This window comes from Petrocella sp. FN5 (assembly GCF_029210395.1).
Lineage (GTDB): Bacteria > Bacillota > Clostridia > Lachnospirales > Vallitaleaceae > Petrocella.
The window spans coordinates 1-12206 of sequence record NZ_JARGDP010000007.1; the positions used below are offsets into that span (position 1 = coordinate 1).

Sequence of the window (12206 nt, forward strand, 5' to 3'; positions counted from 1 at the left end):
ATTTATATTATGAGTTTGATGTTTCCTTATTTAGCAGAAGCAGGAAGAAGATTACTTTGGAAGCATAATTTATATAGAAGCTTATTCACCTTAATGACATTTACTATTGGATTGTTTATTGAATTTGATAGAATTATGAACGCTTTTAAGAAGGGATTTAAGATCAATCCATTAGGTGTGCTTACAAGCGTCATAATATTGGTAATTTTATTTTTACCAGCTAGTGTTGGAATGACAATTACGGGATTTGGAACAATGTCTATTATAATGCAACAAGGTTTTTCCAGAAGTATTCTAGGAATAATTTCAGGAGTTCTATTTGCTAGATCGATTTAAACATCATCTACTGATGGTAAAGTTTCTGGTTGTTTCCACAAATTACATCGCATAACAAGATATTGCCAACATTCATCAGCAACAACCAGAACGTTAAATGAAATACGAAAATGAAGTGCATAAAAACAATTAAAAGAGTATTTGGGGGGCTATGATGAATGAATATATAGTCATTAAAGAACGAGAATCTGAAGCAATAAATCCTATCCAATTAGTTAAGGATGAGACAATTGAATGTATTGAAGAATCAGACGAGAATGGAGATTGGGCTGGTTGGATTTATTGTAAAGGAATTAATAAAGAGGGATGGGTACCAAAACAGATTGTTGAGAGAACCAATAGAAATGGAAGAATTTTGGAAGATTATGATGCAACGGAATTTGATCTCAAAATTGGGGATATCATAATTGCTGAGAAAACATTAAATGGTTGGATTTACGGCACGAAAAAAGTAATTGTTGGAGTGAAGGCATGGGCGCCATTAAATCACTTACAGAGATTATAGTGTGCTTAAATATTTAAAAGATTTTCGTGCTTAATTTATCACGCCGATTACCAAAATTCATCTGATGTCACAGCCCTTGCGAGGCAAGTGCAGCGCCACTTTTGCCCTATGGGTCAAAAGGATGAACTTCGGTAATCGCGGGAACGTTATATGCAATGCCACAAATCGCCGCACGTCCATGCGCGGAGTTTGGAGATTAGATTGTAGCTATTTCGTATCGGAAAATTATTTTTATTCAAATATATTTTGTATTTGGTTATCGGAGGAATTTACTAAATGAATTTTTTAGAATTATGTAAACAACGGTGTACAACAAGGGAATTTATTGAAAAACAAATTGATAAGGACGATCTTGACCGCATTATGTCTGCTGGCCGTGTGGCACCAACCGCTTGTAATAAGCAACCACAGCGTATTATTGTAGTTCAACGACCTGAGAATGTTTTCAAGGTTCAAAAGGCATACCAAACTTTCGGTTCTCAATGTATCCTCATCGTATGTCAAGATAAAAGGGATGCTTTAATTCGACCTTTTGACGAAAAATGTTCGGGTGATATAGATATCGGTATTATTTGCGATCACATGATGCTGGCTGCAAGAGAATTGAATATTGGGAGCGTGCTGGTAGGATTATTTGATCCTCACATAATAAGAAAAGAATTTAGCATACCCGAATATATTGAACCAACTGTATTGCTTATCCTAGGTTATCCTACCAATGGCTTTCTGAGTCCTGACCGTCATAAAACGGAAAGAAAGCCTCTTGAGGATTCAGTAATGTATGAGACCTATAACGAGGACAGGTCGTTATGACATGATTGCTTGCGAGACCCTGTCGGAGTTTAAGGGGCCGCCGTCCATGCTTCCTCTGGGGTCGTCAACTCACTGGATGTTATACGCGATTCAGAATCTCGGTTATAAAAACGTTGAGTAATTTTGTTTTGATGAAAGAATTCTATGTATACGTACTTCGTTGAGTGCTTGAACTGGAATATAGAATACAATATATGAGTCGATTAATAACATTCTATAACCTTTTTTTCTGAGTTCAAATTCATTGGGTAGCGTGCCAAGGAAAGGAAATTGGCTTAAATTACCAATTCTGTCAGTTATTTTTTGAATAAACTTTTCAGCAGCATTAGGATTATCTCTTGAGATATAGTCAAGTATCGCATATGTATCATTCATTGCAGATTCCTTGTAGATTACATTAAAGCTAAGTGACATTATACTTACCTCTAAGTTCTTTCATAAAATCATCATGTGAAATAGATGGTGAGTCAGATGCATACTCAGCTTCTGCAACAGATAATTTTTGATATAAGTCAAGTTTATCTTGAAGTGTTTCAAAATACTCTATCGATGTAACAACAAGATCGCCTTTACCATTTTTAGTGATATAAACGGGTTCGAAATTTTGATGGCATATTTCGGATATTTCATTGAAATTGTTACGCAAATCTGAAATAGGATGAATTTTTGGCATAGTGTCACCTCGCTTTCATTATAATGAGTATATTATATCATAATAATGATAAAGGGGGTAGTCTTGGAAATAGTTAATTCTGAACATCGTATAACAGCGAGTTGACTATATAGGCTTTGAACAAGGATGGATACCACACATCGTCAACTCACAGGAAGTTATGTGAAAAATATTACTATGTTTTTATAATTTACTAAAAGGGGAGATATATAATGAAATATTTCAAAAAGTTGGTAGGGAAAGAGATATATTTATCACCAATGAATCCGGATGATTATGAGATTTATTGTGAGTGGATTAATGATTTAACAACATGTATTCCATCCGGTGTAGCAACTAATAATTATACTTTATATCAAGAAAAGGATGCACTAAAAAAGATTTCTGAAGGTCAGGCATTTGCGATTGTAAAACTTAATAATGATGAAGTGATTGGTAATTGCTCACTACTTGATGTTAATAATATACATGGAACAGCTGAACTAGGTATTTTTATTGGTTCTGATCAAAACAGAAATAAGGGTTATGGGACAGAAGCCTCTAAACTTTTGTTAAACTATGGATTTAAATTATTAAATCTTCATAATATTATGATACGTGTCTTAGGATTTAATCAAAGAGCACTTAAATCTTATTTAAACATTGGATTTAAAGAGTTCGGTAGAAGAAGAGAAGCGTTTCTAATTAATCAAAGTTATTACGATGAAGTATATATGCAATTACTTAGAAAAGATTTTAGAAGTGATGTGTTAGACAAGCAGATTAATGATATCATTAATTTGTCATAGCTATACAAGGCTTCTGTAAGATACTTCGCACAACATCATGTTGTCAACACACAGAACGTAATGTGAAATTACGAACTAGATAGTAAGAAAAAATAAGAAAGGAAAATGATTATGAATTCGACTGTAGTTGTATATTATTCAAAAGATAACAATACTCGAACTGGAGCAAAGATTTTGAGCGATAGAATAGGAGCAAAAATAGTTGAGTTAACAGAAATAAAGAAAGGAAATTTTATTCAAGCGCTAACTAAAAAGAGTTCAAAACTTGCAGGAGATCCATGGGGTGAGATAAAAGATGCTAAGATAATATACTTAATGTCACCAATATGGGCAAGTAATGGTGTTCCAGCCGTGAATGCTTTTTTAGACAAAGCAGATTTGACAAATAAAGAAGTAACAATAATAACATTTCAACAATTTGCAGATTTAAGAAATAGCGATAATGTACATAATTATTTTAGAAATAAGGTTCAAGATAAGAAGGGAATTGTATTAGATTGTTATGCATTTTTAGGTGGTAAGATGGGACATTGTGCAGAAGAAGTTTATATTAGGAGACAGATAGATAAATTATTTCCTACAGAATAGTAATTTCAGATTACAAGCTATTTCCGTTCGTAGCTTCACATAATACGACAATTCCCATCATGCCCCGACCATAATCGTCTGGGGAAGCTGAACATTTTGGTACGATGGGAACTGCGGGAACGTTATGTGACATTGCACACACGAGTACGATGTTTATATAACAGTAGTAATTATTGACCATCACAGAAAAAAAAGGAGCACAAAATGGTTAAGATTAAAGAAAAGTATAAACAGTTGTCGTCAACAAATAAAGTCTTATATATCGTTTCATTGGTATTGGCAACAATTGTAATTGTAGTATCTCTTTGCGGATTAATTGGAGTTGTTGACGGTAAAATTTCTAACTATATTGCCCAACCACTAATGGGGATTGTAATAGCCATTAATGGAAAACTCGTTTTTAAAGAGAACAAAATGGCTGCTATATTTTCATTATGTTGTGCTGTTATTATTTTTATTTTGTATATAATTACCGTGATTTGGTATTAATGAATGATACGAATGAAACCTATAAAAGCAGCGAGCTTATGATATGGTCTTTGAACAAGGATGGTTGCCACACATCGTCAACTCACAGGTTGTTAGAGAAAACATTTTGGCTGAAATCATACTATAAACTCGCCATCCTTGGCGGGACATACAAAGGGAGTTGATATTATATGAATAAAGAAAAATTGCATAGTCTAATTGAAAAAGAACAACCAAACATATGTCAAATGTTTATTTATCAAGAGGGAATTGAAGTATATTCTGACGAATGGAATAATTATAAAAAAAGTGATTGTACTCATATAATGTCTGCAACGAAAAGTATTATTGCATTATTGATTGGAATAGCAATAGATTAAGGATTAATTCAAAGCGTAGACGATAAAGTGATAGATTATTTTCCCAATTACATTGTTAAACGTGGAGAAAAAACTATTTATGATGTTACCATCAAACATTTATTGACGATGAAAGCGCCTTATAAATGTAAAGGAGATCCATGGACAAAAGTGTGTTCAAGTAACGATTGGACGTTAGTATCATTAGATTTGCTAGGAGGCAGGAAAGGAATCTGTAAGGAATTTAATTATCAGACTGTCTGCTTACACATATTAACGGGTATATTAACTAAAGCAACCAAAATGACCCCAGTTGACTTTGCAAATAAGTATCTATTCAAGCCAATTGGCGTGCATAAACATAAGAATTACTATGCAGCAACAGCCAAAGAGCATAAAGATTTTACAATGAATAAGAAGCCAAAAGAAAATTTTTGGTTTTGTGATCCACAGAATATTGGAACTGCAGGCTACGGTTTGTGTTTTTCAGCAGAAGATATGGCCAAAATAGGTCAGCTTTGCTTGAATAACGGCTATTATAATGATAAACAAATAGTTTCTTCCAAGTGGATTGAAGAAATGACAAAACCACGAATTGTTACTGGGGAAAAATTTGGAAATATGTTGTATGGCTATCTTTGGTGGATAATTGATGACGAAAAAAACATTTATGCAGCAATTGGCAATAGTGGAAATGTGATTTATATTGATCCTGAAAACAGTTTAGTGATTTCTATAACTTCTTATTTCAAGCCAACTGTTTTTGATAGGATTGAATTTGTTGAAGAAATTATTAAACCTTATATTATAAAATAGCCCGCTTTCAGACATCCTTGTCTTCCAGCGCATTATCAACAAGGACGCCAAAATGGCTTCACCTAACAAGGAATATGAGAAGATATAAGAAACTATTTTTGCATTGATTCTTGGAATTACATAGAAAATAAAAATATTTGAACAGTTAACTTAAGACCAGAGAGGGATTAATAATGTAGCAAAAGCTCAAAAAATCAGTAAGATATTAACAATAATCATTGCTATTATTTATAGTTAAAAGGGGAGAAAATGAAAAGGATTATTACATACGTACTTTATATAACAGGCCTATTATTACTCGTATTTTATGGCAACGCTTACCAAGAGAAAATGCGAATTATATCAAGTCAAGAATCAAACTTTATACCGATTCTACTAGTAAATAGCATCTTAAGATAAAGAATTCTCTATACGAAGCTAAATTAGTGCTTGAACTTGAGGGGGAAAAGGAAAAACGATATAATTTAATAGATTATAAAAATGAGTAACGATGACATCGTAAAGCCTGGAACGTTATCTGGCATTTATAGGTTATTTTGGATTCCTTTCTAAGATGGCAGGTAGAACCCAGTCACAGAAGAATAAATTAAACCTTATACCTTTCAATACAGTTTTACAATATTTTTCGTTTACAAACAGGTCTGATTTACTAGATTTTGTAATCAGTGTATTTGGTAATTTAATTGTTTTTATGCCAGTTGGCATATTTATACAGGATAAAGGATAAAGGTATTAGAAGATATGGATCATGTAATAGTAAGGCGACCAAACATTGAAGATAAAAACAAGCTTAATAAGCTGTTTGATATTGTGATTAAAGATACATTTAGAAAAAATAATCTTGAATACTTAGTCGAGATGATTGAGGAAGAGATTGAGACAAAGATAAAATATCTAGAACAAGATTTTGAAAGTGACGGAAAAGAAAGATATTTTCTGATTGCTGAAATTGATAGTAAGATCATTGGGACAATCGAATATGGAGCATCTAGTGAGTTGATAGAGAGGTGTACCGATGGAGAAATAAAGGACATGATTGAGCTAGGAACAATATTTGTTCTTCCGGAACATCAAGGGAATGGGATTGGTCATTTATTGATTAATAAAATTGCAAATGAATTAAAAAAGAACGGAATTGATGAAATCTGCCTCGATAGTGGGTATAAAACGGCACAAAAAACATGGACGAAAAAGTTTGGAAAAGCGCAATATCAGTTGAAGGATTATTGGTTAAAGGATAATGATCATATGATATGGAAGGTGAACATCAGTGACGTAGAATTAGTTAACCTTGATTTGGAGGAAAATACATGAATAATCAAATTAAATTATCAAAAGAAAAACGTGAAGATATATTACTTGTATGCAAAGTATAACTCAATAGCTGCACCGACGATTTTCTACGCTTTTATGGTGGATAACCTAATTTTACTTGAAAGAAGTAAGAAAATACAGTCAATTTGCAGAGTTGATGTATAATAAATTATAGATTGCTATTCTTTACTACAATGAGAAAAGCGAAGATACACAGTAAATATTGAGCGTAGGCAATAACCAACGTTTACGACAGGAGACTTATTGTTTATAAATGAGAGCGAGGCAGTGAGATATGTATGAAAAATTATTGAATATAAGTTATTATGTCGGCTTTATACCAATATACTGGTTAGGTAATCTTATTTCACATAGTAAACGAAAGAAGAGTCATCATTATTTTCAAGCATTAGCTATAAATTTTCTCTTGTTCTGTAGTTTTGTAATCTTTTTGATGAGTTTTGGTATACATACTTTTATCATATATTATCATCGCAATCTTGCATTAGCCATACCATTAGAGATTTCTTTCTACATATTGGGGTGTTTATTAATTATTTGCTTGATTATTTGGCTAGAAGGCATTATTAGTGCAATAATTGGACATGCTTCCAGAATATCACTATTTCCAAGATGGACGCGTACAAAGTTTTTAACAGTGTTGACTGCATTTAATCATGCTTTCCTTATACTAATCATTATAGTAGCCATTCACGCATCTTCTATAGCTCAAAATGAGATTGAAGAAGCAGAGATATTTTTATTATATGATGATATGGGATATATACCAAGGTGGGTATTTGCCCTTGGGTTTTATCGTGATTCCATGGTCGCTACTAACCGCTTTGGAAATCATAGTGTGGCCATTGTACCATTAAATAACAATACAATAGATTATGCACTGGAGAATGGTCGTTTTATATTTGTGTCATCTCATGGTGTAGATGGTTATATATTGCTTCAGGATAACATTTTCTATGGACCTGCAAATGTGAAGAATAATATTAGTCCAAGTCTTCAGTATGTGTACTTGTCGGGTTGTGATACAGGATTAAAACATGCAGAATGGGAGAATGCATTAAGCCCAGCATACGTTAAGACATTTGACCGTTTATCTACAACTTTAGAACATTTTTATTGGTTAATTGCTGAGGGGCCAGAAGTTATTCATTCTTTGAATTAAGTCATTGAAATATTGAAGTTCTTACTTTACATTCATATATATTAGATAAATTCTAAATAACTCAAAAATGGCAAATAAAGTATTTTTGTAGGATAGATCATTCTATTGATTTAGAGAAGGTCAAGAAATTGTATAAGAATAATTGAATTTGAGAAAGTACCATTTTATGAATGAATAATCCATACTTGAGTTATAAATATAACCCACAAAAAAAGCAACCTCAAAAAGTTGCTTTTTCCATATTATAAAAGATATATGGTTTAATAAATTTAATGATTAAGCTTCTTCACCATCACGCCAAGCTTCGAATTTTTTAATAGTTAGATCTAATGTTTCTTTACTAAGAGATGGAAGTTCGCCGCCCCATATGGCCTCAGCTTCTTTATAGCCGGCTTTGACTGCGTCAAGCAACATATCTGCTTTGGCTGGGTCACCGCCAGATAGGGCCATAGCAAATTCAAGAAAACGATCTGAAGTGGCATTTGCACCCCAGTAGCCATCTTCAGCGACATCTGCCTTGGCTTTGTCAATAGCATCCGGTGTAATCTCGATACCAAGTTCAAGGGCAAGATCATCCTCAGTAGAGTCACCACTAATAAGTCTTTGTAAATAGCCTCTAAGTCCGCCCATTTGCTTAAGAGCTCCGTCTTTTACCGTGTTTCTAAACAAATCAATTAATCGTTGATCGGCTTCTTCCTTCATGGCACGCACTTTATCCATATCCGGTTTATAGTTGGTTTTAGGCGTGGTCTCTTTAGCAGTGTACTCAACTGCTTTTGTTTCAGATTTTATTTGAGGTTTATCTTTTTCACCTGCTGTTCTCTTGTGTCTATTATTATTTAGTTCTGTTAAGTCTCTATTATTTTGTGGGTTGTTGATATTTCCGATTGTATTCATGAGTCTTCCTCCTTGAAATATGATACCTATCCGTAGGTTTAATAGTCATCTCCTAGGTTATATCGACATAAAAGCATAAAGAGTTAATGGTTTTATGGTGGATTATAATGCCAACTTAAATTTGAATAAATTATGAATAATCTATTAGAAGTTTATTATAAAAGCTTCATTATATGGACTTATGTAGGTAGGTGTGATAAGTTAATACTACAATGAATATAAAAATAAAACAATAAGACGATAGATATAGATAGAATTTGGAGTTGATAGATATGAAATGTTCAATGTGCCGTGTAAACACAGCAATTGTATTTGTAACAAAAATGGAAAACGGTATAGCAAAGCGAGAAGGGCTTTGTATTCCTTGCGCTCAAAAGCAAGGACTAGCACCACTTGATGCAATATTACAACAAACAGGTATGTCACAAGAAGAGTTCGATAATATCAGTGAGCAAATGACAGATATTTTTGAAGACGTGGATATGGACCAACTTACAGAAAGTTTTACAAAACCGGACGAGCACGGTAAAAACCATATATCGAATTTGTTTAATTCGGCCTTTTCTAAGAATAATAAAGATGAGGATATGACCTTTAAACAAGCAGAACAAGAAACTCAAGACGGAACAGTTAAAACAAAGGTTAAAAAGACGGGTTCTCCAAAAAGAAAAAATCTTGACGCTTATGGCATTAATCTTAATGAAAAAGCACTTAATCATGAAGTAGACCGTATTATTGGTCGTCATAGAGAAATCGACAGGGTTATCCAAATATTAAATCGTAGGACCAAGAATAATCCAGTGCTTATTGGTGAACCGGGTGTGGGAAAGACAGCGATTGCGGAAGGACTGGCTGTTAGAATCGTTGAAGGTCAAGTACCGACGAAGCTTCTAAATGTGGAGGTCTATCTATTGGATCTGACATCTGTTGTAGCAGGTACACAATTTAGAGGTCAGTTTGAGACACGTATGAAAGCGATATTGAAAGAAGCAACAACAGAAGGTAATATTATTCTGGTTATAGATGAAGTCCACAGTATAGTGGGTGCAGGTGAGGCAGAAGGCGGCACCATGAATGCCGCCAATATATTAAAGCCGGCGCTTGCTAAAGGAGAAGTTCAGATTGTTGGTGCAACGACCCTTGAGGAGTATCGAAAGCATATTGAAAAGGATTCTGCTCTTGAAAGACGTTTTCAGCCTGTTATAGTAGATGAGCCTTCTGTTGAAGATTCTATTGAAATTATAAAAGGTATAAAAGATTATTATGAAGACTATCATAAAGTGCACATATCAGAAGCAGTCATTATTAAGGCGGTTATGATGTCGGAACGCTATATCAGTGATCGATTTTTACCAGATAAAGCCATAGATGTTATTGATGAAGCCGGTTCAAGAGCAAACCTACTAAATGAAGGCCTTGTAGAACTGGAAGCTTTAAAAAATGAGTTACAAAAAATTGTAATAGATAAAGAAGATGCAGCTGCCAATGATGATTATGAAAGGGCTGCGGATTGCAAAGTTGAAGAACTTAGACTTAATGATAAGATTGCCAAGATTGAAAAAGAATGTAAAAATGTTGCTATAACTGAGGAAGATATTGCCTATGTTATAGAAGCTTGGACAAAAATACCGGTAAAATCCATTGCAGAAGATGAAGCTTATAAGCTTATTAATCTAGAAGAACGCCTTCACAGAAGAATTATTGGTCAAGAAGAAGCGGTCAAAAAACTTTCAAGAGCGACAAGGCGGAGTCGATCCGGATTCAGCCGAAGGAAAAAACCATCATCCTTTGTTTTTGTGGGTCCGACAGGCGTTGGTAAGACAGAATTATCGAAAGCACTTGCGAGTGAACTGTTTGGTAATGAAGAGGCACTCATTCGTTTTGATATGTCTGAGTTTATGGAAAAACATACCGTATCCAAACTAATAGGTGCACCTCCAGGTTATGTTGGGTATGATCAGGCTGGCCAATTAACAGAAAAAGTACGCAGACGACCCTATTCTGTTTTGTTGTTAGATGAGATAGAAAAAGCCCATACGGATGTGTTCAATCTATTACTTCAAATACTTGAAGACGGACGTTTGACAGATGGACAAGGACGTACAGTGAATTTTGAGAATACGGTTATAATTATGACTTCAAATGCTGGAACAAGTCATAAGAACAATGGCATTGGTTTTGGTAATGGGTCCTATGCATCCTTAGAGCAAAAGACCAAAGATGCTTTGAAAGAAGTATTTAAGCCTGAATTTCTTAATAGAATCGATGAAACCATTGTTTTTACAGAACTTAGTAAAAACGAATTAAAAGACATTATTGAACTGATGTTGAAAGATGTATTGAACACAGCAAAAGACAAACGTATGTCTCTCACTGTAGACCAAGAGGTTAAAGCCTTTATCTTAGAAAATGGTTATGACCCCAAATTTGGTGCAAGACCACTAAGAAGAGCTATTCAGCAATATGTTGAGGATGAGTTGGCTGAGTGTTATATTAAAGGTATGATTAAAGAAGGTGACCATATTGAAGTCTATATGGGTGAAAACGAGCCAAAAGTAAGAGTTCAAGAAAGTAACGAATAAGCCTTTCTGTCAAAACAGTAGGGTCACATAGAGTTATGAAGAAGAAGTAATATCTCATTATCGATGGGGCGTTGCTTCTTTTTTGTTTTCTAGAAAATATGTTAACCAAATATTAAATTTTATATTTTTTATTGACATAATGCACAAAAGCATATACATTTATTATAGTGTTAATATTAGGTAAAGACTGTTTATCGAGAAATAGATATTAATAACGGGAGGCTATGATGTTCGGAGACATTATTTATGTTGAGAGAAAGCCCATACTTCTTGGGTCAACTAAGGAGCGTGAAAATAAAGATTCTAGATGGATTGATAAGCTGATATTCAGAACGATGAATTATCGACATTTCGGTGTTGAGGTTGAGAACAATTGTGTAATACACTTTCATGCCAATAGCTTTCATATGAGAAAACAAGCCGAAATCAAAAAGGTATCTATGGAAACATTTTTATTAGGCGGGGAAAAAGTAGTCTTACACCATATTAAAGATAGTTTTACTAGAGAGTTAATTGTCTCAAGAGCTTATAGTGCATTAGGGAAAAGAGAAGAATGTTATAGCATCAAAAAGAATAATTGTGAACACTTTGTTTATTGGTGTGCTACAGGCAATCCTCATTCAACACAAACCTACTTTATTAATAAGGGACAAGATGTTTGGATGCTTAGAAAAAAAGTGGTCCCATTCACAGTTAGGACAAAAGATAGAACTGTAAGACTAAGCATGAATATTTATAAAAGAATTCTAAAAAGAGCATAGAGATTCTAGAAAGTTATTACATTGTAATAGCTTTTTTTGTTCTCAAGAAAAGGACCGTTCAGAAATATGAGCAGAGCTCATAACGAAGCGAAGCTTCTTTTCTTCCATATAAAAGTCAAGACA

At 33.7% G+C, this 12206-nt stretch carries 16 protein-coding genes; 13 read left to right on the forward strand and 3 right to left on the reverse strand.

Features of this window, described 5'->3' with window-relative positions:
- The 3 genes from P0N36_RS03415 to P0N36_RS03425 form a co-directional block, all read left to right on the forward strand.
- The coding region (locus P0N36_RS03415) for a hypothetical protein (protein WP_275841431.1) at positions 1–336 on the forward strand (336 nt) is incomplete at its 5' end.
- A gap of 154 nt (positions 337–490) precedes the next feature.
- A complete protein-coding gene (locus P0N36_RS03420; protein ID WP_275841432.1) occupies positions 491–841 on the forward strand; it encodes an SH3 domain-containing protein in 351 nt (116 codons plus the stop codon).
- Between the two features lie 276 nt (positions 842–1117).
- On the forward strand, positions 1118–1654 hold the full coding sequence (locus P0N36_RS03425; RefSeq protein WP_275841433.1) for a nitroreductase family protein: 537 nt from the start codon (positions 1118–1120) through the stop codon (positions 1652–1654).
- A 102-nt stretch (positions 1655–1756) separates the two neighbouring features.
- Here P0N36_RS03425 and P0N36_RS03430 read toward each other — a convergent pair whose 3' ends face one another.
- The gene (locus P0N36_RS03430; RefSeq protein ID WP_275841434.1) at positions 1757–2068 is read right to left on the reverse strand and encodes a type II toxin-antitoxin system RelE/ParE family toxin; all 312 of its coding nucleotides are present in this window, start codon (positions 2066–2068) and stop codon (positions 1757–1759) included.
- Positions 2058–2327: a type II toxin-antitoxin system Phd/YefM family antitoxin gene (locus P0N36_RS03435; RefSeq protein WP_125138176.1), complete on the reverse strand. Its 270-nt coding sequence runs from the start codon at positions 2325–2327 to the stop codon at positions 2058–2060. The genes P0N36_RS03430 and P0N36_RS03435 overlap by 11 nt, the downstream gene beginning before the upstream one ends.
- A 212-nt stretch (positions 2328–2539) precedes the next feature.
- On the opposite strand from P0N36_RS03435, the gene P0N36_RS03440 reads away from it, so the two are divergent.
- The 8 genes from P0N36_RS03440 (at position 2540) to P0N36_RS03470 (ending at position 7843) form a co-directional block, all read left to right on the forward strand.
- The gene (locus P0N36_RS03440; protein WP_275841435.1) at positions 2540–3115 is read left to right on the forward strand and encodes a GNAT family N-acetyltransferase; all 576 of its coding nucleotides are present in this window, start codon (positions 2540–2542) and stop codon (positions 3113–3115) included.
- 111 nt (positions 3116–3226) lie between these two features.
- On the forward strand, positions 3227–3703 hold the full coding sequence (locus P0N36_RS03445; protein WP_275841436.1) for a flavodoxin family protein: 477 nt from the start codon (positions 3227–3229) through the stop codon (positions 3701–3703).
- Positions 3704–3907: 204 nt separating this feature from the next.
- On the forward strand, positions 3908–4192 hold the full coding sequence (locus tag P0N36_RS03450; RefSeq protein ID WP_275841437.1) for a hypothetical protein: 285 nt from the start codon (positions 3908–3910) through the stop codon (positions 4190–4192).
- Positions 4193–4362: 170 nt separating this feature from the next.
- The gene (locus tag P0N36_RS03455; RefSeq protein WP_275841438.1) at positions 4363–4551 is read left to right on the forward strand and encodes a hypothetical protein; all 189 of its coding nucleotides are present in this window, start codon (positions 4363–4365) and stop codon (positions 4549–4551) included.
- Positions 4552–4557: 6 nt separating this feature from the next.
- Entirely contained in the window at positions 4558–5346 is a 789-nt protein-coding gene (locus P0N36_RS03460; RefSeq protein ID WP_330683945.1) for a serine hydrolase domain-containing protein, read from the forward strand.
- Between the two features lie 526 nt (positions 5347–5872).
- Entirely contained in the window at positions 5873–6073 is a 201-nt protein-coding gene (locus P0N36_RS15715) for a hypothetical protein (protein ID WP_442957180.1), read from the forward strand.
- A gap of 14 nt (positions 6074–6087) precedes the next feature.
- On the forward strand, positions 6088–6660 hold the full coding sequence (locus P0N36_RS03465; protein ID WP_275841440.1) for a GNAT family N-acetyltransferase: 573 nt from the start codon (positions 6088–6090) through the stop codon (positions 6658–6660).
- 295 nt (positions 6661–6955) lie between these two features.
- The gene (locus P0N36_RS03470; RefSeq protein WP_275841441.1) at positions 6956–7843 is read left to right on the forward strand and encodes a hypothetical protein; all 888 of its coding nucleotides are present in this window, start codon (positions 6956–6958) and stop codon (positions 7841–7843) included.
- Between the two features lie 276 nt (positions 7844–8119).
- Here P0N36_RS03470 and P0N36_RS03475 read toward each other — a convergent pair whose 3' ends face one another.
- Positions 8120–8740, reverse strand: coding sequence for a hypothetical protein (locus P0N36_RS03475; RefSeq protein ID WP_275841442.1), 621 nt, complete (start codon positions 8738–8740; stop codon positions 8120–8122).
- Between the two features lie 272 nt (positions 8741–9012).
- Here P0N36_RS03475 and P0N36_RS03480 point away from each other — a divergent pair, with 272 nt between their 5' ends.
- Together P0N36_RS03480 and P0N36_RS03485 are read left to right on the forward strand one after the other, a co-directional pair.
- On the forward strand, positions 9013–11322 hold the full coding sequence (locus P0N36_RS03480) for an ATP-dependent Clp protease ATP-binding subunit (RefSeq protein WP_275841443.1): 2310 nt from the start codon (positions 9013–9015) through the stop codon (positions 11320–11322).
- A 227-nt stretch (positions 11323–11549) separates the two neighbouring features.
- The gene (locus P0N36_RS03485) at positions 11550–12083 is read left to right on the forward strand and encodes a lecithin retinol acyltransferase family protein (protein WP_275841444.1); all 534 of its coding nucleotides are present in this window, start codon (positions 11550–11552) and stop codon (positions 12081–12083) included.
- The last annotated feature ends 123 nt before the right edge of the window (positions 12084–12206 follow it).

What these genes read in the sequence shown, in the direction of transcription:
- P0N36_RS03420 (WP_275841432.1), top strand. Translation starts at nt 491, where the DNA reads ATGAATGAATATATAGTCATTAAAGAACGAGAATCTGAAGCAATAAAT.
- P0N36_RS03425 (WP_275841433.1), top strand. Translation starts at nt 1,118, where the DNA reads ATGAATTTTTTAGAATTATGTAAACAACGGTGTACAACAAGGGAATTT.
- P0N36_RS03430 (WP_275841434.1), bottom strand. Translation starts at nt 2,068, where the DNA reads ATGTCACTTAGCTTTAATGTAATCTACAAGGAATCTGCAATGAATGAT.
- P0N36_RS03435 (WP_125138176.1), bottom strand. Translation starts at nt 2,327, where the DNA reads ATGCCAAAAATTCATCCTATTTCAGATTTGCGTAACAATTTCAATGAA.
- P0N36_RS03440 (WP_275841435.1), top strand. Translation starts at nt 2,540, where the DNA reads ATGAAATATTTCAAAAAGTTGGTAGGGAAAGAGATATATTTATCACCA.
- P0N36_RS03445 (WP_275841436.1), top strand. Translation starts at nt 3,227, where the DNA reads ATGAATTCGACTGTAGTTGTATATTATTCAAAAGATAACAATACTCGA.
- P0N36_RS03450 (WP_275841437.1), top strand. Translation starts at nt 3,908, where the DNA reads ATGGTTAAGATTAAAGAAAAGTATAAACAGTTGTCGTCAACAAATAAA.
- P0N36_RS03455 (WP_275841438.1), top strand. Translation starts at nt 4,363, where the DNA reads ATGAATAAAGAAAAATTGCATAGTCTAATTGAAAAAGAACAACCAAAC.
- P0N36_RS03465 (WP_275841440.1), top strand. Translation starts at nt 6,088, where the DNA reads ATGGATCATGTAATAGTAAGGCGACCAAACATTGAAGATAAAAACAAG.
- P0N36_RS03470 (WP_275841441.1), top strand. Translation starts at nt 6,956, where the DNA reads ATGTATGAAAAATTATTGAATATAAGTTATTATGTCGGCTTTATACCA.
- P0N36_RS03475 (WP_275841442.1), bottom strand. Translation starts at nt 8,740, where the DNA reads ATGAATACAATCGGAAATATCAACAACCCACAAAATAATAGAGACTTA.
- P0N36_RS03480 (WP_275841443.1), top strand. Translation starts at nt 9,013, where the DNA reads ATGAAATGTTCAATGTGCCGTGTAAACACAGCAATTGTATTTGTAACA.
- P0N36_RS03485 (WP_275841444.1), top strand. Translation starts at nt 11,550, where the DNA reads ATGTTCGGAGACATTATTTATGTTGAGAGAAAGCCCATACTTCTTGGG.